The sequence below is a fragment of the Mycoplasma sp. SG1 genome, assembly GCF_023612375.1.
GTDB lineage: Bacteria > Bacillota_I > Bacilli_A > Mycoplasmatales > SG1 > SG1.
Map to the genome: position 1 here is coordinate 384591 of NZ_CP076852.1, position 24293 is coordinate 408883.

Consider the following 24293-nt stretch of genomic DNA (forward strand, 5'->3'; position numbering starts at 1 on the left):
TATAATCAAATAAAATAAAGTTTTATTTTCTATTTTCAAATTATGAAGTCTATAGATATTAATCAAAAACAGAACAATTCTTCAGAATCTTCGTTCCTAAAACCAAGGGGAACAAGGGATTACTACGCCTTAAATGCAAAACTATTAGAAAAAATTTATCAAAATTTTTTTTATTTATCAAAAAAGTTTTCCTATCAATATATAGACAGTCCTATTTTTGAATATAACCACATTTTTGATAAATCAATCGGTTTAAATTCTGATATTGTCCAACATGAAATGTATAAATTTTATGATCGTAAGAATCGTCAATTTGTTTTAAGACCTGAAGCGACAACTGGTATTTTAAGATTAATCTCTCAAAACAAACTTTTTAATGATTTACCCTTAAAACTTTCTTTAATTGGACCGATGTTTCGTTATGAAAGACCACAGTTCGGAAGATACAGACAATTTTATCAAGCTAGTTTTGAAGTGTTGTCTAAAGATGATGATAATCATTTTTTTATTATTGAAGGGATTATTTTAGCTGTTACTTTTTTGAAAAGATTAAATATTAACAATTTTAAAATTCATATTTCAAGTTTAGGATCAGAAGAAGATGTCAAAAAGTATAACGAAATTCTTAAAAAATATTTTGCTAACTTTAAGGATTCTTTATGTCATTTATGTATTCCAAGAATAACTCAAAACCCCTTAAGAATACTAGATTGTAAAAACGAAACAAACAAAGATTATATTCTTAATGCTCCAAGACTTGAACTATCAGCAAAAGCGCAAAAAGATTTAGAGATGGTTGTTGAAATTTTAAAGAATAATTTTAATTTAAAAAACAGCATTCTAATCGATCCGCTGATAGTCAGAGGACTTGATTATTATCAAGGAATAGTTTTTGAAATTAAATTGGTCGATGATAGTTTTCCTGAAAAAAATTTAACCATGATTGGAGGTGGATGCTATAAAAAAATTTTAAATAAATTTTCTATTCCAGAATCTATCACAGGTTTTGGTTTTGGGGTCGGAGTGGATCGTTTAATCGATTATTTACAATCACAAAAAAAAGATCACAAACTAGATAATAAAATTTGTTTAACATCTTTTGTTGATCAAGATTCATTTCCAGAAAAAGAATATTGACAAATATACAATTTATTTTTACAACATAATGTTTATTTATTTGTTAATAATATGGTTAGCAAATCATTAAAACAAGAGATTAATGTTGCTATCAAACATAATTGTTCATGACTGTTCTTTTTTAAGGATAATTCATGAAAAGAAAAAGTTATTTTTTATAAGGATTTATTAAATTTATCAACACCAGTTCAAGCGATTAGTTTTTCTGAACTTGATAATTTTTTAGAAAAATTAAAAGAAGACAATTAACAACAAATAATACTATGAAAAACTTAAAAGATTCAAGTTCATTTAAAGCAGGAGAGATTTCAAATAAACTATTAGATAAAAATTTAAAAGTTGAAGGATATATTAAGCAAATTAGAATTTTTAAAAATTTAGTTTTTATTGACCTTTATTCAAGTTATGGACTAACGCAAGTTTTTTTTAAAAAGGAAAGACTAAAATCAATTTTCTATCTTTTTGGTGTTCAAAAAATAGATATATTTACGTTAATTAAAAACGATCAAGATAATAATTTATTTTCAAGATTAAAAAACTTAAGTCTTGAAATTCCAATTGCTACCCATGGTATTGTTAAAAAAAGACTTTCTCCTAATATCAATATTCCTAATGGAGATATCGAAATTGACGCTGATACGATTGAAATCCACCAACTAAATCATTTTTTAAATCTATTAAATAATCAACCAGCTTCTGAAAATATTCCTTTTCTTCCTGAACATGTCAATGATGTTTTAGAAACAACAAAACTTAAATATCGTTATTTGGAATTAAGAAATAATAAAATCCAGCAACTTTTAAAAAAAAGAAGTTTATATAATCAATTTATTCGCCAATATTTTTTAAAGCAAGATTTTATTGAAGTTGAAACACCGATTTTAACATCTCCAACCGTTGAAGGAGCAAGAAGTTTTATTGTCCCATCCTTTAACTTAAAAGGACAATTTTTTGCATTGCCTCAATCTCCTCAGATTTACAAACAAATGCTTATGATTTCTGGTGTCGATCGTTATTTTCAAATCGCACGTTGTTTTAGAGCAGAAGATTTAAGAGAAAACCGCCAACTTGAATTTACGCAACTTGATATCGAACTTAGTTTTGTAAAATCAAAAACCTTTATTATAAATTTGATAGATTCCTTTTTAATTAAATTTTTAACTGAATTTGTCCCTGAACGATTAAGTATTAGTGAAAATCATACTCTTACTATTATTGACTATTACGACGCATTAATTAATTATGGAACTGACAAACCAGATTTTCGTTTTCAAGATCAAAATTTAATTCACACTTTTTTTTATCCTTTTCATATTGACAATAAAGATTTAAAAACTGATCCGCTTTTAAAAAACAAAGAATATTTTGTTATTCATCAACCGCATTTTAGTTTTGTTTTTATTTTAGGACATTATTTATTTTCTTTATTTAAAAAGAATAATAAATTTTGAAAAGAAAATAACATTAACACTTTATCATGATTTTTTGTTAAAGATCAATTATCTAAAAATGAAGAATTATTAGATTCATTCATTTTATTTCAACAACAAAATAAAATGAAAAATTTTTTCTATTTAGAAATAAATTCTCATACCAAACAAATTGACTTTTTTAATCATAAAAAACATCTCATTTCGATTAATTATGAGGAATTTAATCCAAATCTTTTCAAAGATATTTTATTTTTAGAAAAAAGGACAAACAATAATGGATTAAAAACTTGCACCCTTGTTTTTGATATCGCAACCGATTTAAATGATAAGTTTTTCACAAACCTTGGTTTTTTAAGAAAAATATATTTAAATTATTTAGTTAAATATAATTCTGATTTACAAAAATTAATTAAATGAGTTTGAGTTGTTAACTGACCAACTTTGAAAAAGGATGAAATAACCGATCAAACCGTTTTTCTTCATCACCCCTTTACTAAATATTTTCTCCCAATTCTTCCTGAGAATGTTAATAAAGAAAATATTTTAAAAACAATTAATAAAAATATTAATTTTAATAACAAAAAAGCTTATTTCTCCCATATTTTTGATATTGTTATTAATGGTGAAGAAATTGGGGGCGGTTCATTACGTTGTCATGATAAGCTTTTACAGCAAAAAATCTTTGCTAAAATTTCATCCAACTTAGATGCTGAAAGTAAAAAAATAGTTAAAGAATCCTTTTCATTTTTTATCCACGCTTTAAATTGAGCCCCTCCGCATGGGGGGATTGCGTTAGGCCTTGACCGTTTATATGGATTAATTAACGATTGTAAATCAATTCGTGATATTATTCCTTTTCCAAAAACAAGCAAGGGATCAGATATTTTATTTAATAACCCCCTAAAACTAAATGACAAATTGTTGAAAGAATGAAAACTTAAATAAAATAATTTAAAATCAAAAACCTAAAGAAAAAGGAACTAAATTTTATAATAGTTTATATTAGAAAAGGAATCAAATTAATATTTTTTTAATTTATATCAAATAACATGAGTAAAAAAGAAATTAAAGATAAAGAATTTTTAACAATTAACAATATCCGTTTTTTAGGATGTGATGCTATTCAAAAAGCCAATTCAGGACACCCAGGGATAGTTTTAGGAATGGCTCCGGTTCTTTATGAACTGTTTTCAAAATTTATGATTTTTAACCCTGAAAAACCGAATTGAATAAATCGTGATTATTTTATATTATCAGCTGGGCATGGTTCTGCGCTTTTATACTCTATTTTGTCTTTATTTAATTACAACATTTCACAAAATGATATAAAAGGTTTTCGTTCTACTGGTTCTAAAACTCCAGGGCATCCTGAATATAATCCAGATTTAGGGATAGAAGCGACAACAGGACCGCTAGGACAAGGAATAGGGATGGCTGTTGGTTTAGCAATGAGTTTAAAGAACATCGCTGCAACTTATAACAAAGAAGAGTTAAAGATTTTTAATCAAAAAGTTTATGTTTTAGCAGGCGATGGATGTTTAGAAGAAGGAATCAGTTATGAATCTGCTAGTTTAGCAGGCCATTTAAAATTAGATAATTTGATTTTAATTTATGATTCTAATAATATTCAATTAGATTCTCCAATCAATTATTCTTTTTCAAATGATATAAAACTGCAATTTCAAGCGATGCATTGAAATTATTTCAGAATTGAAAATGCGAATAATTTATCAGAAATTTCAAATATTTTAACATTAGCTACGAATGTTAATAATAATCAACCAACTATCATTGAAGTAAAATCTGTTATTGGTTATGGATCACCGCTTCAAGGTTCACCAAAATCACACGGCGCTGCCTTTAGTAGCGAAGATTATCAGAAAACAAAAGAATTCTTTAAATGAAAATATCCTGCTTTTACTGTTTTACCTGAAGTTAAAGAACTAATTAACAGTTATGTTGACGGTAAGATTCAAGATTATAAAACATGATTAAAAACGTTTGAAAGATATAAAAAGCAGTTTCCAGATCAATTTAAAGAACTTGATAATTTACTTTCAAGAAACATCAAAGTAGATTGAGCTAAATTAGAAAAAAGTTTAAAAACTACTAAGCCTGAAGCAACTAGGGTTTCAACAGGTAAAATTCTTGCTTATTTAACGAAAGATAATTATGATCAAAATCTCTTTTTTGGTGGAAGTTCTGATTTAAGCGGAAGCACTAAAGTTATTGTTAATACTGAAAGATTTTCAAGCGCTGATTTTAAAGGACGAAATGTTTATTTTGGAGCAAGGGACTTTGGTTTAGGACCATTTGTTAATGGGATCAATTTATCACGTTTTCATTTAGGTTTTGGAGCTGATTTCTTTGCTTTTAGTCAATATTGTTTAGCAGGAATAAGATTAGCTGCTTTGATGAACCTTAATTCATTATGATTTTTTAGTCATGATTCGCTTTATTTAGGTGAAGATGGGCCAACTCATCAACCAATAGAGCAATTTGTTCAGTTAAGGGTTATTCCGAATATTATTTTATTTAGACCTGCTGATATTAATGAATCTATCGGTGTTTTTAAAAGCATTTTAGAATTTAAATATAAAAAACCAATTGTTGTCATAACATCAAGACAAAATGTTGAACAATTATCATGCACTAAAGCAAATGAAGTTGCTTCAGGTGGGTATATTGCTGTTAAAGAAAAAGCAGGACTTGTAATTGATTTTGTTATAGTAGCAACTGGAAGTGAATTAGCAACTGCAGTTTATGTTGCTGAAGAGTTAAAAATGAACTTTAAGAAAAATGTTAGGGTAGTAAGTATGGTTTCAACTAACTTATTTGATTTACAAACAAAAAGTTATCAAAATGCTATTCTTCCATCAACCCCTAATAAAATCTTTATTGAAATGGGATTAGTTGATTCATGATATAAATACGGCGATAAGGATTCATTATACTTTGGCCCTTCTTCTTTTGGTCTATCAGGAACAGGGGATGATGTTGTTAAAAGCTTCAAATTATCGAAAGAAGATATCTATAAAGCTGTTGTAAAAAAATACCAACTATCAAAGAAATCTAATTGATAGTTGGTTGATTGAAAGATAATAAAATTAGTGGAAGATGTTAATTAATCGCAGCAACTAGTTTTTTCATCTTTGTCATATTTCTTTTTGTTTTTAGGGTTTTGGCAACATTCTTCTGCTGGCAAACCTTTACAACATGGATCACCTGGTTTATGGTCGTGATCGTGATGATGTTCTTTATCATCATCTTTGTTGTCATCAAGATAATATAATTCTTTAAATTCATCTTCTTCTATTTTAGATTCAGATGATGTATGACATCCACCTCCACAACAACCACTTTCTTGATCGGTTAGATTAGAATCTTTTTCTTTTTCTTGACAGTTTTCGTTATTTTTATTTTTTTTAAAAAATTTCATAGTTCATCGTTTTCTTTTTTCTATATTTACTAAGTAAATTATAATATATGATCGCTATTTTTAAAGTATCTTTTCGATATTTTTTTCTTCAGATTCAGCATTTGCTATTTTTTTTGCTTTTTTAATTACATTATCTTCTGAATTTATTTTTGCTTTAATCGTTTCTAATTTAATGTTTCGGCATTCTTTTCGATGGTTTATTATTTTTTGAATTGTTTTAAATTCATTTTTTATATTTTGATGGTGTAAGATAATTAATAAAATACTTCCTAAAGCAATTAAAGTAGTATTTGCAAAGTAACCTGGATAGTTTAAATAATAATCAGTTGTGTTAAATAATGAGTTTATTCAAAAGTAACTACTTTTCGTAAATCAAGGTAATCAACAAGTTAAAAGAACAACTATTGCAAAAATAACTGAACTTTTTCCGATTTTTTTTGATCAAAGTCAAGTCAGGGTAAAAAAGAAAAGACCTAAAAGAAATAAAAATAACGAGAATGAAACCAAAAGTCCCATGAATGAGGAAACAATTTTACCACCTTTAAATTTAAAATATAAAGGAAAACTATGACCGATTAATCCACCAAAAGCAGCGATTAAATAAATTGCGTTTCCTTGGAATCATGTAACATAGCGAATTAGAAAAAAACTAATAATAGAAACAACTATGATTTTTGAAAAATCTAAAAACCAAACAAGGGCAGCTCATTTAAAACCAAAAACACGGTTCATATTTGTTGCACCACTATTTTTTGAACCAAATTGGCGTAAATCTTTTTTAAAGATAAGTTTGCTTAGAATAATTCCAAAGCAAAAGCTTCCGACAAGATAACCGATAATCAATAGTGTTATGTTAGCACCAAAAATATTTAATATATTCATAAGTTTTTACCAGATTTTTATAGATAATTTATAAGATTAAAATTACGTAAAATTAGGATTTTATTTAGTTCAATTTGGTTTAATATAATATATTATGTATAATTTACTTCTAAAAAATAAATTAAGTAATAAGATGAAAACCAAAAATTTAAAAACAACTTGGATAACTATTGCTTCAGTTATTTTAGCCACTGGAGTAGGAATTGGTTGTGGAGTAGCTTTTTACTATATATTTCACCATTCTAAAAGTCATAAGTCAGTTGATTATTATGTTAAAAAGGGTAATCAGGAATTTTTAAATCATATTAAAAAAGTTGTTGTTGAAGATAATAAAAAAGATATCAACGATTTTTATACTAACAAATTTACATTAAATAATGATGAGATAACAAAAATTGAAGGTTGAGATAATGATAAGGATGTTTTTGTAAATTATGGTAAAAATGAATATGGACTTCAACTTTTTAATCATCAAATAAATATTGGTAAATTAACTGATTTAATGAAGTTAAATTCATCAGATTCTCTATTGTATAATAAGTTAGACAATACCCCGATTGGTATTTTATTATCTAAAACATTACCAAACTTTTTAAATAACGTTATTTCAAGTATTACATCCAAAATTACGGTTCCTGATTTATTTCAAGAATTATGAAGTTATCTTCCAACCGTATTATCTAACTATAAAAATTATTCTTTTGAAATCAATATTCCGGTTCAACAAAACAATTTTGCTGATTATTTAAAAAATGGTTTGTTAAATAATTTATTAGATGGATCTTCTTTTACTGAATCAATTCAAGATAGTAGTTTAATTATTTTAAATAATTTTAAACTCCCTTTACCTAATATGGATATTGTATTATCAGGGGGAGATCTCCCGTTTCCTATTCATATTGACTACAAACAGATTATAAGTAAATGGTTAACATTTGGTATGCAATATACCTATGATATTAATAAAGACTCTATTGATTTTAGTAAGTTAAAATATAGTTTGACGTTTAATAAAATTTAAATATTTTTTATTAACATTTTATAATAATAAAATTACAAATAAATCTCAATAAAATTTATTTAAACAGAAAGGGGTATACAATGGTTCCATGATGGGCAATTTTAATTAGTTGTATATTAGTTCTATTAATTGGAATGGGTTTTGGTTTTTATTTTTCAAAAAAATATTTTGAAAAACAATTAAAGGCTAATCCTCCTATTAATGAAAATATGATTCGTTCACTTTATGCACAAGTTGGCAGAAAACCAACAGAAGCACAAATAAAACAAATGATTAATTCAGTTATGAAGTTTCAAACAACTTCTACAAGTCATAAAAAATAATTAGGTAAGAATAAATTGCTTTCTAATTAAACAATTCTTATATATGCAAAAGCTTTATCTTAAAATTTTAGTTTTTTGTACATTAGTTATTTTTCTAATTGTATCTTTTGCAACTTATATTATCTTTTTCTTCAACGGCGTTGCAGGTAATGGTGGTGGTTTTCCAGACAGTCAGGTTCCAAACGTTGAAAAAGCTAATAAGCAGTTTGTAAAACAATCGCAGGATTATTATAAAAATAACATTGAGTCAAAATGAATTTTTAATAGTGAGATTAAGAATGATAGCTTTTATGAAAAATATCTTCAAAATGGGGTTGATACTGGCACAATGATCAATGATTTTATTAAGCATTCCTTTTCTCCCAAATTATTCGAATGATATTTATGATATTATGCTTCCGATATTTATCAAATTCCAATTATTAATCATCACTTTTCCTTTTCTTCTAGTGAGCATTTATTAACTAAGCCGAATAGATTGCAATTATTGGCAACAAGCACCGATGACCAAACGAAATTTAATAACACTTTTTTTACTAATAAATGAAGTTTATCAGATTTAGTTTGAAGTTATATTGATGTAATTGACAGTACTTATAATAAATTTCCTAGCCTTAATAAGTTTATACGAGAGGCGATTCAGCCACTACTTGATAAATTACAGAAAAAATTTGATACTATCACTTTTATTCCGCAAAGTATAAAAAAGGAATTAAATCCGTACTTTCAATTACCTAAATTAGACTCTTTAATCCAAGATCTTTGGATAAATGGTTTAGGTGGAACTGAAGGAAGTGGTTCAGATCATCCTTGAAATATTACAAAATTGCCTAATTATGAAAAGCATAAACAGGCCGGAGATTATAAAATGGATTATTCTATTACAGTAGGGTTTAATAATTTAATTGAGTCTGTTTCTGAACCAACAGGAGAAGTTTTATCTAATAATATCGTTAGTGCTATAGGAAACTTTATCAATGATACTTTATGGTCTACACAACCTAATAAAACTTTAAAAGTGAAAGATTTAATAAACTTGCCAATACCAACTAATTTTGGTTTACAAATATGAGATGATACAGGGACTCAATTTCCAACAGGAATAACAATTTCTTCTATATTAATCAACACTATGTTAAGGGATTACCTTCAATTATCATATTCATATGATTACGATGCAAAAAAAGATGTTATTTCTAATGGTCATTGAGGCATTATTTTTGAAGTATAAACATTAAAATATCTTCAAAATTCAATCATTTTTAAAATTAGTAATCGTTAATATAATAAAAGAAGAATTAATTTTTAAAAATCTAACCAATTATTAGAGTGGTCGTAAATAAATATACAGCAGAAAGTATTTTAGTTCTTGAAGAATTAGAAGCTGTTAGAAAAAGACCAGGAATGTATATCGGAGGAACCGATTATCAAGGTCTTTTAAATCTTGTTCATGAAATTGTTGACAATGCTGTTGATGAAGTTATGAATGGGTTTGGAACAGAAATAAAGATAACCCTTGAAGCAAATGGTTGAATTTCAATTGAAGATAACGGCAGGGGTATTCCTGTTGATTTAAATCAACAATTGAATAAATCAACCCTTGAAGTAGTTTTTACAAAACTTCACGCAGGGGCTAAATTTAAAGAAGATGCTTATCTAGCTTCTGGAGGACTTCATGGTGTTGGGGCCGCTGTTGTTAACGCATTATCTGAAAAATTAGTTGTTAAGACATGAACTAATAATATAGGTCATATGATTTCTTTTGCCAACGGCGGTAGTAAAGTTTCTAAACTAACTCAGATTAAAGATCATAAATTTAAAAAAAAGTCAGGGACTATAGTTAGTTTTTTAGTTGATAAAAATATTTTTGAAACCAATATTCTTGATTTTAAAGATTTAAAGAAATTAGGACAAGAAAAAGCTTTTTTAAATGATAACTTAAAAATTATCCTTGAAGATAAAATAAATGATGTTAGTTTATTTTATTGTTATGAAGATGGATTAAAATCATATTTTAAAAATATTGTTAATGAAGAAGATTTAGCAATAAATCCAATTTTGATTAAGAATAATTTTGAAAACAATCTTATTAAAACGCGAATTTTGTTTAGTTACTCCCCAACCATCCAAAATGATGAATATTATTCCTTCGCTAATTGTATTCCAACTTATAACGGCGGAAGTCATGAAGTAGGGTTTAAATTAAGTTTAGTTAAAACCTTAACTTCTTTTTTTGAACAAAAAGATTTAAAAAATTTATTAAAATTGAACAGCAATGACTTAAGAACGGGACTAGTTGTTGTTATTGATTTAAGAATAAAAGAATCAGCGATTGAATTTGAAGGTCAAACAAAAGGTAAGTTAACTTCTAAATTAGCAAGAAAAGCAGTTGATCAAGCAATAAACGATAACCTTCTTTATTATCTTTTAGAGAACGATGAAGAATCTACAAAACTAATTAAATATTTTGAAGATTTGTATAACTATAAACAAAGATTAAAAAATGTTCATCATTTTACCCCTTTAAAGCAGAAAAAAACCGAAATAAATAAATATGTTAGTAAACTAATTCCAAATTATGAAACTAAACCAGAATTGTCAGAATTATTTATTGTTGAAGGAGAATCTGCTGGTGGAACTGCTAAATTAGGAAGAAATAGTAAATATCAAGCTATTTTGCCCTTAAAAGGTAAAATTTTAAATACAGAAAGAACAGTTTTATCTGAAGTTGTTAAAAATGAAGAAATTTTAGCTTTAATTAATAGTTTAGGAATTCGTAAAATCGGCAAAGAAATCAATTTAAAACATTTAAGATACCATAAGATAATTATTATGACCGATGCCGATGAAGATGGAGCTCATATTAGAAGTTTATTGTTAACTTTCTTCTGCCGTTGATTAAAACCGTTAATTTCTCATAACTATCTTTATATCGCAACCCCTCCTTTATTTGCTTTTAAATATGAAAATAAAATCGAATACTTTTTTTCATCTGTTGAATTAAATGATTTTTTAAACAAAAATTCTAATTTAAAAGGACAATTACAACGTTACAAAGGTTTAGGGGAGATGAACGCTGATCAGTTATGAGAAACAACTATGAATCCTGAAAAACGAAAACTTATTAAAGTTTTATTAGATGATGAAAAAGCTGCTAATAATTATACTGATATTTTAATGGGTAAAAATGTTAGTTTCAGAAAAAAATGAATTGATGAAAATATCAATTTTAACGAATAATGAAATCAAATAATAATTCAAAATTAAAAACAAATATTAATAAATTCATTCAAAATGAAAAATATTTTGAACAGGAATTTTCAAATATTTTAACTTCTTCATTTGGAGTTTATGCTAAACATATTATCCAAAACAGAGCTTTACCCGACTTTAAAGATGGTTTAAAACCAGTTCATCGTCGTATTATTTATGCTATGGCCGATGGTTTAAAATTAACTCATAAAAGTAATTTTAAAAAATCAGCAAGAATAGTCGGGGAAGTGATTGGTAAATATCACCCTCATGGTGATACTTCTGTTTATGCTGCCTTGGTTAGAATGTCTCAGTCTTGAAAGATGCGTTATCCGTTGATTAGTTTTCATGGTAATAATGGTTCTATTGATGGTGATCCTCCTGCAGCGATGCGTTATACTGAAGTTAGATTAAGTAGGTACGCTGAAGAATTATTTAAAGATACCAAAAAAGAACTTGTTCCTTTTGTTAATAATTTTGATGACACTGAGTCAGAACCAGTTTATTTCCCTGGTCTTTTACCAAACCTTTTTTTAAATGGTAATTCAGGAATTGCTGCAGGTTATTCAACTAATATTCCTCCGCATAATTTAGGGGAATTTATGGAAGGGTTCATTGCTTATATCAAAAACCCAAATATTTCTTTAAATGAAATCGTTCAAATTATTAAGGGTCCTGATTTTCCAACCGCTGGAATAATTATCAATCAATCAGATTTATTCCAAATTTATAAAACTGGAAAAGGTAAAATCGTTCTTACTGGTAAGATATTCATCAAATCAAATTCAAATTTTCATCATTTTCTTGAAATTACTGAAATTCCCTTCGATGTTCCAAAAAGTGTTATTGTTAAACAAATTGAAACATTCAGAGCCAACCAAGCCTACGATTTAATTACTAAAATTATTGATTTAACCGATAAAAATGGCATTAAAATCATTGTTGAAATAAAAGATTTATCACATGCTGAACAATTAAAGAATTTAATTTTAAAAAAAACCTTTCTTCAAATCCAATATTCATGTAATTTTGTTGTTATTATTGATTCTAAACCACATGAAATCGGGATTTTAGATTATTTTAAACATTTTTTTCAATTTCTTCTTAATTTTCATGAAACTAAATATCGCCATTATTTAAAAGTTTTAACTGATAAACAATTAATTTTATCTGGGTTTATGAAAATGGTATCAATTTTAGATGATGTTATAGCAACTATTCGTCATTCTAAAACCAGAAAAGATGCGATTAATAATCTTGTTTTAAAGTTCCAATTTTTAGAAATTCAAGCAACTGCTATAGTTGAATTAAAATTATATCGCTTAACTTCAACTGACATCGTAGCCTTAAAAGAGGAATATCAAAAAAATAAAGAAGAAATTGAAAACCTCAAAAAACTCTTAAGTAGTAAAAAACTTTTAACTTCTAAGATTATTTCAAAATTAGCCAAAATCAAAGATCAATTTACAGATAAACGTTTAACAGAAATTACTAATTTAGAACAAGTAGTCAAACAAGCTGAAGATGAAGAGATTTTTATCAACAAAAATGATCAACAATTAATTATTTCAAGCAGTAGTTATCTTTGAATTAATGAAGTTAATCAAAAAAATAATTTTAATGGTAAATTACCAAGGATCAAATCAAATGATTATGTCGCTTTTAAAGAAACGATTAAATACAATCAAGAAATCTTATTATTAACGAAAAGCGGTTATCTAGTTTTATTAGCTGTTTCTAAAATCCAAAAAGCGAAAATCGAAGAAAGCGGATTATTTATTCCTAGTTTTATTAAGAACCTTCCTTCAAATTCTCCAACCTTAGCTGTTTTTAGTCATGAAGATGAAAAACCGATGATACAAGATAACACCTATCTTTTGTTAATTACAAAATTAGGTAAAGCAAAATTGATTGATTTAAACAATATTTTTCTGATCAAAAAGATGTTGGCTAAAAAAGTTATCAATTTATACAAAAATGAACTTGAAGATGATGATAACTTAACCAATTGCGATGATGAAGTTATTTATTGTGATATAGTAAACTATTACAAAGATAATCTCCTTATTATTACAAATGATAAAAAATATCTCCTCTTTCCAATTCACAATTTATCAGTTCAAGGTTTTGCTTCAAAAGGACAGACAGCAATAAAACTAAAAGACAAGCAACAAGTTCAATTTGCTGTTAATTTAACCCATTTAAACGCTCAAGTTTCTTTAATATCAAATACGTTAAAACATAAAACGATTATTCCGATGAACGATCTTGTTGTAACTAAACGAGCCCACGTAGGACGAAGTTTAGCGCATTTATTAGTTAAAAAGTTTAATATTAACTTAATTTTAACTGATTCAAAAAATATTAGTGGAATCAATGTTGGAGATGATTTAGGAACATCTGATTACCTTGAAACAAAAAACTTGAAAACTAATTTTTCAACTTTTCTAAAAAATAATTTATCAGTCTGAAAAGAGCATCAATATAAAAAATTTTTCCTTTCTTATTTCTTTAAATTCTAATTTTTTATAGTTTAAATAATTTATTAAAATTAGTTAATTAGATATATAATAAAAGAAGTTATAACCGTAAATATTAATAACCAATAATAAAAATTTGACAAAAATTCTTTATCATTTTTTTAACAATTTTTTCTAGTATTTTGCTGTTATTTTAAAAATTTGTATATTCTGTTCTGTAGATAAAATGTTATAAGTATTAAAACATGAATGGATGAAACATACATGAAAAAGATTAATTTAAATTATAATAAAAACATTTAAACCGATTGTTGGGCAACATTTTATTTTAAAAAGATAAAAACTATAAATTATGTGTAGCAAAGAAAAAATTTTATTATATGGAGGGGCTTTTGATCCTATTCATAACGGTCATACTAATACGATTAAATATTGTTTAAAGCATTTAGTTTTTGATCAAATTTGGTTATTGTTAACTTTTAAAAATGTTGATGGTAAACAACTATCTTGATGAAAATATCGTTATGAAATGATAAAAATCGCTTTATTACATGATTTTGAAGATCAAGACTTAAAAAAAATAAAAGTTTGTCTTTTTGAAATTGGTAAAGGTGATAGCGTTACTCTTAAGACAATCCAGGAGTTAAAAAAAATAAATACGAACCATGAATATAGTTTTTTAATGGGCGATGATACTTTTATTAAACTTAATGATTGAGCCAATTACAAAAAATTTATTCATGAATGTGAAAAAATTTATATCTTAAATCGTGGTTTAACAGAAACGTTAACTTTTCATCCCTTAATTAATAATTTAGATTTTGTCGATAAATTTGAAGTTTTAAAAAACCCACCTTGAGTTATTTCAAGTACAGAAATTAAAAATGGTCAAAATTTACAAAACCTTCATCCCAAAGTCTTAGAGTATTGTAATAATAATGGTTTATATTTTTATCAAAGAATTAAATCTTATTTATCTCCACATCGTATCGAACATAGTTTTAATGTCGCAAGTTTAGCTGTTGAATTAGCAAAACAGCATGACGTTTCAGTTAATGATTGTTATTGTGCCGCTATTCTTCACGATATCGCTAAAGAACTCCCTGCTTCAACTTTAAATTGATATTTAAAAGTCTATGATGAAAACCATCTTAATACCCATCCTAGCGTTCAGCATCAATATGTTGTAGCTGTTATTGCTAAAAATAAATTTTTAATCAATAACCAAAAAGTATTAGATGCAATTGCTCAACATACCATTCCTGATTTTTCAAAACCAATTGATGATGTTACTAAAATAGTTTATCTAGCTGATAAATTATCTGAAGATCGAGATTTTTCAAACATCAAATATTATCGCGATTTAGCAAAACGAAATTTGAATTTATCGTTTGTTAAATTATTCGAATTTATTCAATCGCAATATGAAGATATAAATACAGCCAAAATTGCAGAGGATTCTTTAATCGAAGAAATATAGTTTCTTTATGATTCATTTTTAGTTTTTTTGAAAAAAACTATTTAATAATTTAAGTTATATATTTAATTTAAATTTTATATTTCGCTATTTAAATATATAATTCAAAAATATATTATTAAAATTAATAACTTTAACAAACATGATGTCAATAAAATAAGATATGATTACAATCAATAACGTTACAAAATATTTCGGGAATATAAGAGCATTAAATGATGTAACTATTCAAATAAAACCAGGCGAAACATATGCTTTACTTGGTAAAAATGGAGCAGGAAAAACAACATTATTTCGAATTATCATGGGATTAATTGATCCAGATATCGGAAAAGTTGCTTGAAATGACAAAAAAATAACTATTAGTGATTTATTAAATGTTGGTTATGTTCCTGAAGTTAGAAGTTTAATTCCGCAATTAAAAGTTAAACAACAAGTTAAATATTTTTCCTCAATTAAAGGAATAAATTCTGCTGATTTTGAAAAAAGATGAGATGTTTATGCTGATATTTTAGATCTTAAAAAATATACGAAAACTAAAATCAAAAATCTATCAAAGGGAAATCAACAAAAAGTTCAATTAATTTGTGGCATTATTCATGACCCTAAATTAATTATTTTAGATGAACCATTTTCAGGTCTTGATGTTATTAATCGTGAATTAATCGGCAAGGTAATTAACCTTTTAAAACAAAAAGATAAAATTTTAATTTTTTCATCACATTTAATTGAAGATATCGAAAAATTCTGTGAATCAATTATTATGATTGATGAGGGGGGAATTATTTATCAAGGATCAGTTTATCAAATTAAAGAAGAATTTAAAAAATTTTCAATCCTTGAAATCACATTCCGTGATGTATCATTTGTTCAACTAAATAAAATCGCTGATATTTTAAAAAAATCAGTTAATATTATCGATATTAGATTGTCTGCTAATAAGATGATAATTAAATCAGAATCAACTAAAGATCAAGATTTAGTTAAAGCTTATATCTTTAAACATTTTTTATCCTATGTTGCTTCATTTAATATCGTTTTACCATCATTAAATGAAATTTTTGTTTCAAAACTTTCAACATCTAAAAATGAAGATCAAAATATTTCACTTGAAAAACTATCACATATTAAAAGTGAACGAGATGATATAAAAAATGTTGATATTAATTTTTTAGCTAATCAAGAAAATATGCAACAAGAAAATCAACCTTTAGCTGGACAACCAAAGTATCAATCTTTAACTCAAGAACAAGATAAGCAACAGAATAATCATATTTTAAATCAAGAATCTAATCAAGAATCTGGTGATGAAAGAGAAGTTAATTCAGAAAATGTAGGATTAGATGAATCAAAATCAAGTGATCAAGAACAGCCTAAAAAAAACTCTATAACAAGTCCATTAAAACCAGTAAAGAAAAAATCAACTTCAGTTTCTAAAAAAATTGCTAAAAAAAATATAAAATCTTCAACTAGAAAAAAAACAGTTTCAATCGTTAAAAAACCACGTTCAAAAATAGCAAAACCATAGATTTTATTATTATTTTATTTATTTTTTAATAATTTTTTATCAATCATAAAGGTCATTTTTCAATTACGAAAAATGGCTATATTTTTTATTTTTTCAGTTTTTAGAATAATAACTTAATAATTTTTCTTGTTTCACAACTTGAAATATAGATTATGGTTGCTTTCAATTTTTTTTATTACAATTTAAAACAACGGATTTTAAATAAAGTTAATTTATTCTTTTATTTATTTATGTTGATACTGTTATTATTTATCGGTATCGCAGCTCAAATTTGATGACAAAAGGCTGGAGAATGACTCCCTAATCAAGCTTCTTCAGCGCAAGCGCTTCATTCTTATGTTCATACTTTTTTTACTTTAATAGTTCCTGTATTAACAATTCTGCCTCTTTTTCTGATTGTTATTTTTCAAATTTATGAAACTCATGAAGAAAAGAGAAGTAATAGCGTTGTTTTTATTTTAACTTCAGTTCCGAAAAAAACAATCATTTTCACTAAGATATTGATTAATTTAATTTGGGTTGTTTTGTTTTATTTATTTTTATTTATTTTTTCTGAATTTATCGCTTTTTTCATGAATATTCAAAACGTTCACGGCGGATTTCTGATTGATTTTTTTTGCGGGGCTAAGTTTATGTCATTTGCTCAATTTTATTCAGCATTAATTAATTATTCTTCGCTTTTTAAAATGTTTCCGATTTCTTTAGAAGCGTTTATAACAATTCTCATTGTAAGTACCCTTTTAATTAATTTATTTTATATTTTGTTAGGGATGTATATTGGAAGTTTAACTAAAAACTTAAGAAATGGGTTAATGATCGGTATTTTTCTTTTTCTGATTCCAGCATGTGTCAATTTAGTAGAATTATTTTTAAATCTTCCAATTCAAAAATATATAGCTTTTATTCCCTTCATGTTTGCTTTTAACTATCCTTACACCCTTATCTTAGTAGGAGCTAGTAATAATTTTATCACTCCGTTTGTTTATATACCGATCATTGTTATAGTCCTTTCAATTATTATTTTATGAGTACTTATTCATCCTGTTTATTTTGCAAAACTTTTATCTTTATCTGTTTGAGATAAATTCATTAAGTTTATTAACTTTAAACAGAGAATTCATAATCACCGGATTAATAAGAAAAAAAATAAATATTATGTTTAGATTTAATTATTTACGTTGATCTTTTCGGTTTTATTTTTTTTCATTCGCCAATTGATTAAATATTGGTTTTATTTGTTTTGTTGTCCTTCTTTTTTCGATTCCGTCAACATCATTTTGATATACTCATCAATTTTATAATCCAACGACAAGCAGCAATATTGATAACTTTAAAATTTTTGATAATTTTTTTGCTTCATTTTTTAATAACATCTTCCCAATTTCGTTAATGCTTTTAATTTTCTTGGTTATTATTATGAACATTAGTTATGTTTATGAATTTAAAAAATCAAGTACAGTTGACATTGTAGTGTCTTCAGTAGGCAAGTTATACCACTATATTATTATTTTGTTTATTAGTTTTTCTTTTTTAATTTTTTATTCGTTAGTTTTTTTTCTATTAGCAGGAATTATTATGTCAATCTTTATTGGTCAGTTTTCTCCATTTTCAATCTTTTTATTCATAACCCAACTAAAACTTCATAGTTTTTTAGAAACATATAATTTCTTATATCAATATACCCCTGAACAGTTTTGTTATCTACCATTTAATACAGTTATTGGTTTTACGATCATTTTACTTCTTTTAAATGGAGCAATATATATTTTATTAACGACTGGCCTTACTGCTATTTCTGAATCATTTTTTGATATTTTTTTATTTGTTATCTTAATTTTAATCGTTCCGATAGTATTTAAAAATTTAATTAATTTACTTTATAATAATTTAGCCACCAAAAATATTAGTCAAAATAAAAATATTATTTATACAATTTTTACTATTATTCCAATCCTTTCTAATGGTTATTTTCCAGTTTATTTAGTCATATACAAATCACAATTAGGTCCTGACGTTTTATGACCTATTTTTTTAAGTATTGGACTATGTGCTCTTACAAATATACTGTTATTTTTTTTAATGAAAAGATTTTATTACTATGGAATTTTTTCATTTTCAAAAGCGCATATTTGGAAAAAAATACGTGGTATTTTTTCTGTCAAAGGACTAGAACAAATGAAAAATCAAACTTAATAATTTATTTTTTTTATGATGAATATTGAAAATGTCGATAAAGATACCGTTTTAGTAGTTGAAAATTTAACTAAACAATTTCCCTTATTTCGATTAGATAATATATCTTTTAGGGTTAATAAAGCAGAATCAATCGGAATCATAGGACCAAATGGTTCAGGGAAAACAACTTTAATTAATACAATTATTAAGGTCTATAAACCAACTTCAGGGAAAGCCTATTTTCCACGAATTAAGCGAAAAAATTTTTTTAAACACGTTAGTGTTCAGTTTCAAGAAACGTCTTTAACTCCTAATTTGTTAGTAAGGGACGTTTTAAGAGTGTTTGCCTATCGTTTTAAAACTGACTGGAAAATAGTTCTACAACTATGTCAAGAATTTAACGTTTTACACAAACTTTCATCAATGGCAGAAGGTTTAAGCGGAGGAGAAAAGCAAAAAATAGGTTTAATTATTGCTTTAATGAATGATCCTGATATTTTGTTTCTTGATGAAATAACTTCAAACGTTGATCCATTAGCAAGAAAAGATATTTTAAAAAAACTGATTCAAAAACAAAATGATGGTAAGGTTTTAATTATTATCAGTCATTACCTTGAAGAATTAGCACGTTTATGTAATCGTTTTATTTTATTATATTCTGGGAAAAAAATCTTTGATGGAACATTTGAACAGCTAAGACAAACATTTTCTCCAGATGATTTAAATGCAAGTTTAGAGGATATTTATGAAAAAGTTTACAGATAAAAGCAATCCTAAAGATAATATTAATCTAGATATTAAAAAGGGCAATCTACCTCTTTCTGAAAATTCAATCGCTAAACTTGAACAATTAAACGATCAAATTTCCAATAATCATCAAAAAAAACCCCATCGATTTAGATTTTTCAAAACCAAAAAACCACAAGAAAACTTTAACACCACTGATTTAGAAGATAATTTTTTTGCCTCAGATCAAGAAAAAGCTAAAGACAAACAAAAAACAGAATTTAGTGGTTTAAAAAAAGAATCTGTTCCGCTCGCTCAATATCAAAAAAATCGTTTGACATTAGAAAAAATTCAACAGATGCCATGACGGAAAAGAAGACGTTTAGTTAATTATTTATCTTTAAAAATTTTTAAAACGAATTTTAATCCAGTTCAAAGATATTTTCATATTCTTTTGATTCATGTTAAAAATTTTTTTACAAATCCGTTTGCTTTTATTTTTCCATTATTGATGCCAATGATTATTTTATATACGACAGGGCAAACTCTTAGTAATGAAACTAGTCTTCCTCCTGATGAAACTAATATGATTTGAGCGAATTTAATTTCACGTTTGCTTCTTGTTTCAGTTTTATCTTCTGCTTTTGTTTCTGTTCCAAGCGTTTTATCAATTAATCGATCACGGAAAATTTATTTAAGGTATTATTCAAGTGGATATTCGCCTACTTTTATTATTTCAATTCAAGCTAACTTGCTTATGATTATTGGTATTTTTGCTTCAGTTGTCAGTTTACTGGTTGGTAAATTAGCGTATGGACAACCAGATGTTAGTGTTTTAAGGTTATTTTTTGCTATTTTAGTAATTCTTGTCATGTCTATACCAGGCTATTGTATTGGAGCATGCTTAGCTTCATTGTTTAAAGATCCACGTTCTGTACAATCAGTTGGAGTTTTAGTTTATATGCTAATGTTATACTTAACAGGAGCATTCACCCCTGGAACAAGCATTCCTTTATCCTTAAATTATATATCTCCAGCGTGATACATGTCGCAAATTTTAATCTTTATAATGTACGGAGGTAATTTATCATCTTCTTTATATTCTTCTTTAGTCATTATTAATAATAGTGTAGCAGTCACAATTTTGACCTGATCATCTGTTTTAATTGGGATAACTATTTTATTTGGTATTATTTTCGTCAGAACTTTTAAATGATTGTAGGTTTAAAAAGTTTGTTTAAAAAAGATCAAACAAGAAAATGTTAACAATTTCAAAATTAGTCAGTTACAAACTTTGAATATATAATAAATTAAATAAATTTTATGAATAATCTCAATTTTAATGAAAATTTAATTTTAAATATTGAAGAAACGAATAAGTTAGTCAGTTATATAAAAACGCAATTTATTTATGGAATTAACGTTTTAAAAATATTTAGAAAGTTTTTAGAATCACAAACAAAATTAAATTTTAAAGCAATTAATAAAGAAATATCTTCTTTAAAAAAACTTTTAAAAAAACTAAACCGTTATTTAATAAATTTGCATATCGAAGATTTAAAAGTTAATATCAATTTATTAAAAGGTTATAAATCATTAGTTGAAAATTATTTATTATTAATAGAAAGTTTAAGAAAAATATTTAAAAGCCATAATAATTTTGATAATTGATTGATTTCTAATACCGCATCACTTGAAACTTTAGAAGATAAAAAAGCTTTATATTCTAAAATTAAGATTAAACAAATCAACCATCTTTTTAAAAAAGGTGAAAAAATATTAAAAAACTTTAATCAAGATTTACTAAATATTTCAAGAAATTTAGAAAAGGTTCAAAAATATCTTCAATAAAAAGCTGATAAGGTTTAGATTGAAGTTGTAATACGATTAAAGTAAATGAACAAAAATATCTTATATCTCTACATCGCCCCTGATCGATCATCTTTAAATAAAGCAATCAAAGAAATAGTTTTTAAGGCATTTCAAAATTTAGGAATTAAGTCAATCAAATTTCTTAATATTTTTGATTTAGATTTAACTTCTTTTTCTGATCCTTCTTTGAAAGAAAAAATCGGTTTATCGCAAGAATACGTTAAATGAGCTGATATTATCATTGCCCAGTTTCCAGTTTGATGATATTCTATTCCTGGAATTTTCAAAATATGATTTGAACTTGTCATGGTTGTCGATTTCGCTTATAAAACGGTTAAACCAAATGCTGGGATGGGTCTTTTGCAAGGTAAAGAAGTTATTTTTATCGGAACAGTTGGTTCTAAAAAAAATGATATCGTTAATAATTACACAATTCCAAATATTGAAGCATTGATTCATCCATGGGTTTTAGCCTTTAATTATGCTGCCATTGAAAATAAAAGAAATTTATTTTTTTATGGATGTAATCTTTTATCAAAAGAAGAATTTGAACAAATTGCAACTGACACAAATAAATTTATAATGGATAATTTTAGCAGTAAATAATTTTATTTATTTTTAAAATAGAGTTTAGTTCTTATCTTTTTTGTTCTATATTTTTTTATAATTGATATACAAATATTAAAATTTATAAACATTAAACATGAGCGATAACAACAACAATAAAGAAGTTAAAGATCAAGAACAAGGTTCTGTTCTTTCAAGAACAAAAAAACTTGAAAAACTTCATAATACAATCGAAAATCCAACGATTGATAAGATTGATAATTTAAACACTGAAGATGAAAGCAGTTTTTTTCAGACTTTGGATTTAAATTTAAAAGACATTAATTCACAATCAAAATATGAATTCAATAATACCCTTGAAGTTTATGGCACAAATTATAAAAAACAAACCAAGCAAAAGCAACAAGAAGTTAAAGCAGCTAAGGATACTGAAGATTTAAATCAACTTTTAACTTCAGAAATTGACAATTTCTCACATAAACTCCAACAATTAAAAAATAATGAAGAAAATTTGATCAATTTAAACAAAATTAGCGATGAGAAAAAAACATTAGCTTTATCAAAAAATGCAACAGCATTTAGTTCTAAACCTTCTAATATGTCTTTAACTGACATCATTGCTGAGTTGAATGATCAACAAACTGAACAATTATCGGTTGAAAATAAAGTTATGGTTGAAGAGTATTTACCTGAACTTGAAGCTAAAAAGGAACAATTTAATGAGTTTCAACAGAAAAACATTGACTATAAAGGTAAATTAAGAAAATTTTTTGGATTTAAAGCTTATTCTTTAAAAGAAGGGTATTTATTCCATAAATCTGCAAGAATATTAATCAAAGAGTTAAACATTTATCTTCAAAAGAATGCAGATGCTTTAGATAAAAACATTTGTATCAAAGCTCGTCATGGTATAGATGATTTAAAATATGAATCAAGAGCAATTTTCTTTAACCAAGTTTTACATTTACTAGGTTTTGTCGTTATTATTTGTTTATTTATTCTTTTGGTTATTTTTTTAATTCTTTATTTAGCATTTTAAGGATAAAATCAAATCATGAACAATTTTGAAATAAGTCCAGAAAACTATACACTTTTTATTTCCAATTCTTCATCGCCTTTTTCGGGGGTTTATACTGTTAAAATCAAAGCGTTCGCTTTTAAAACAGTTTGGAATAAATTATTAAATATAAACTTAAAAGACATTCCTAAAAAAGAGATTTTAATTTTTTTTAATCATGCTTTTAAATTTGTCTTTAACAGTCTTAATAATTTTGGAACCGATTTTGTTAATTCGCAACAATTGTATTCACAATTTGATGAAGCTGAAATCTTAGATCAACTAAATGCTAAAAATCATTTTTTCCAAGATAATGACTTGAACAAAAAAGGTAATTTAATATTTGATTTTTTTACCCCACCACATTTATTTTATGATCGAAATATTATTAAAATATTTTTTGATATTAGTTCTATATACAGCAAAGATATCAATTTTTATAAAAAATGTTTAGAAAAATCAAATGATGGATATCATTTTCATAAAATATCTTATTTATTTTCATTATTAATGTATAGCAAAATTAAACTATGAATTTATTTATTATTCATTAGCGTCTATAAAAGTTATGAAAAATTAGTTAGCGACAATACTTCAGAATTAGAAGTTTTAAAAAACGACAACTTCTTTAATTTTTCTAAAAACAAGACAAGATTTATTCAAATTAAAGATCATTTTGATAATTATTTAGATTTTGATCAAATTTTAACTGAATTTTTGAGTTTTATTTTTCAAGAAACCGAATTAGTTAATAAATCAAATGATGATAATTATTGAGTTAATAGTTATCTTAGAATTATAAAGTTTAAATCAGGTATAAAATCAAAATGAGAGGGGATAGCAGAAAAACTAATCCTTGATAAAAATAATTATTATGATAATTTATTTTTAGAAGTTCTTGAAGTTTTTAAGTCTATATAATGA

The 24293-nt window shown here is 25.6% G+C and carries 20 protein-coding genes; 18 read left to right on the forward strand and 2 right to left on the reverse strand.

The annotated features are described in order from the left end of the window. Positions 1 to 42: 42 nt before the first annotated feature. From hisS to JRW51_RS01820, 3 genes are all read left to right on the forward strand, one after another. The gene (hisS, locus tag JRW51_RS01810) at positions 43 to 1386 is read left to right on the forward strand and encodes a histidine--tRNA ligase (RefSeq protein ID WP_250328472.1); all 1344 of its coding nucleotides are present in this window, start codon (positions 43 to 45) and stop codon (positions 1384 to 1386) included. Between the two features lie 14 nt (positions 1387 to 1400). Continuing rightward, positions 1401 to 3515 (forward strand): amino acid--tRNA ligase-related protein, encoded by a 2115-nt coding sequence (locus JRW51_RS01815; RefSeq protein ID WP_250328473.1) that lies wholly within the window; start codon positions 1401 to 1403, stop codon positions 3513 to 3515. Between the two features lie 104 nt (positions 3516 to 3619). Next, positions 3620 to 5653: a transketolase family protein gene (locus JRW51_RS01820; protein ID WP_250328474.1), complete on the forward strand. Its 2034-nt coding sequence runs from the start codon at positions 3620 to 3622 to the stop codon at positions 5651 to 5653. A gap of 41 nt (positions 5654 to 5694) precedes the next feature. Here the strand turns inward: JRW51_RS01820 and JRW51_RS01825 are convergent, their stop codons facing one another. Continuing rightward, positions 5695 to 6009: a hypothetical protein gene (locus JRW51_RS01825; RefSeq protein WP_250328475.1), complete on the reverse strand. Its 315-nt coding sequence runs from the start codon at positions 6007 to 6009 to the stop codon at positions 5695 to 5697. A gap of 60 nt (positions 6010 to 6069) precedes the next feature. After that, on the reverse strand, positions 6070 to 6891 hold the full coding sequence (locus JRW51_RS01830) for a glycerol-3-phosphate acyltransferase (protein ID WP_250328476.1): 822 nt from the start codon (positions 6889 to 6891) through the stop codon (positions 6070 to 6072). A 133-nt stretch (positions 6892 to 7024) separates the two neighbouring features. Here JRW51_RS01830 and JRW51_RS01835 point away from each other — a divergent pair, with 133 nt between their 5' ends. From JRW51_RS01835 to JRW51_RS01905, 15 genes are all read left to right on the forward strand, one after another. Then, a complete protein-coding gene (locus tag JRW51_RS01835; protein ID WP_250328477.1) occupies positions 7025 to 7912 on the forward strand; it encodes a hypothetical protein in 888 nt (295 codons plus the stop codon). An 80-nt stretch (positions 7913 to 7992) separates the two neighbouring features. Next, positions 7993 to 8235 (forward strand): YneF family protein, encoded by a 243-nt coding sequence (locus JRW51_RS01840; protein ID WP_250328478.1) that lies wholly within the window; start codon positions 7993 to 7995, stop codon positions 8233 to 8235. A gap of 43 nt (positions 8236 to 8278) precedes the next feature. Then, positions 8279 to 9466, forward strand: coding sequence for a hypothetical protein (locus JRW51_RS01845; RefSeq protein ID WP_250328479.1), 1188 nt, complete (start codon positions 8279 to 8281; stop codon positions 9464 to 9466). 98 nt (positions 9467 to 9564) lie between these two features. Then, positions 9565 to 11475, forward strand: coding sequence for a DNA gyrase/topoisomerase IV subunit B (locus JRW51_RS01850; protein ID WP_250328480.1), 1911 nt, complete (start codon positions 9565 to 9567; stop codon positions 11473 to 11475). Further along, on the forward strand, positions 11475 to 14009 hold the full coding sequence (locus JRW51_RS01855) for a DNA gyrase subunit A (protein ID WP_250328481.1): 2535 nt from the start codon (positions 11475 to 11477) through the stop codon (positions 14007 to 14009). Before JRW51_RS01850 ends, JRW51_RS01855 begins: the two co-directional genes overlap by 1 nt. Positions 14010 to 14319: 310 nt before the next feature. Further along, the gene (gene yqeK, locus JRW51_RS01860) at positions 14320 to 15447 is read left to right on the forward strand and encodes a bis(5'-nucleosyl)-tetraphosphatase (symmetrical) YqeK (protein WP_250328482.1); all 1128 of its coding nucleotides are present in this window, start codon (positions 14320 to 14322) and stop codon (positions 15445 to 15447) included. 160 nt (positions 15448 to 15607) lie between these two features. After that, complete coding sequence (locus tag JRW51_RS01865) at positions 15608 to 16972, forward strand: ABC transporter ATP-binding protein (protein WP_250328483.1); 1365 nt, start codon at positions 15608 to 15610, stop codon at positions 16970 to 16972. A gap of 152 nt (positions 16973 to 17124) precedes the next feature. Next, the gene (locus JRW51_RS01870) at positions 17125 to 18135 is read left to right on the forward strand and encodes a hypothetical protein (RefSeq protein WP_250328484.1); all 1011 of its coding nucleotides are present in this window, start codon (positions 17125 to 17127) and stop codon (positions 18133 to 18135) included. Further along, positions 18128 to 19165: a hypothetical protein gene (locus tag JRW51_RS01875; protein WP_250328485.1), complete on the forward strand. Its 1038-nt coding sequence runs from the start codon at positions 18128 to 18130 to the stop codon at positions 19163 to 19165. The genes JRW51_RS01870 and JRW51_RS01875 overlap by 8 nt, the downstream gene beginning before the upstream one ends. Positions 19166 to 19180: 15 nt before the next feature. Further along, a complete protein-coding gene (locus JRW51_RS01880; RefSeq protein ID WP_250328486.1) occupies positions 19181 to 19912 on the forward strand; it encodes an ABC transporter ATP-binding protein in 732 nt (243 codons plus the stop codon). Further along, on the forward strand, positions 19893 to 21095 hold the full coding sequence (locus JRW51_RS01885) for an ABC transporter permease (protein WP_250328487.1): 1203 nt from the start codon (positions 19893 to 19895) through the stop codon (positions 21093 to 21095). Before JRW51_RS01880 ends, JRW51_RS01885 begins: the two co-directional genes overlap by 20 nt. A 101-nt stretch (positions 21096 to 21196) precedes the next feature. Then, positions 21197 to 21724: a hypothetical protein gene (locus JRW51_RS01890; protein ID WP_250328488.1), complete on the forward strand. Its 528-nt coding sequence runs from the start codon at positions 21197 to 21199 to the stop codon at positions 21722 to 21724. Positions 21725 to 21769: 45 nt separating this feature from the next. Beyond that, on the forward strand, positions 21770 to 22351 hold the full coding sequence (locus JRW51_RS01895; RefSeq protein ID WP_250328489.1) for an NAD(P)H-dependent oxidoreductase: 582 nt from the start codon (positions 21770 to 21772) through the stop codon (positions 22349 to 22351). Between the two features lie 97 nt (positions 22352 to 22448). Next, on the forward strand, positions 22449 to 23351 hold the full coding sequence (locus JRW51_RS01900) for a hypothetical protein (RefSeq protein WP_250328490.1): 903 nt from the start codon (positions 22449 to 22451) through the stop codon (positions 23349 to 23351). Between the two features lie 15 nt (positions 23352 to 23366). Continuing rightward, positions 23367 to 24290 (forward strand): hypothetical protein, encoded by a 924-nt coding sequence (locus JRW51_RS01905; protein WP_250328491.1) that lies wholly within the window; start codon positions 23367 to 23369, stop codon positions 24288 to 24290. Positions 24291 to 24293 lie beyond the last annotated feature (3 nt).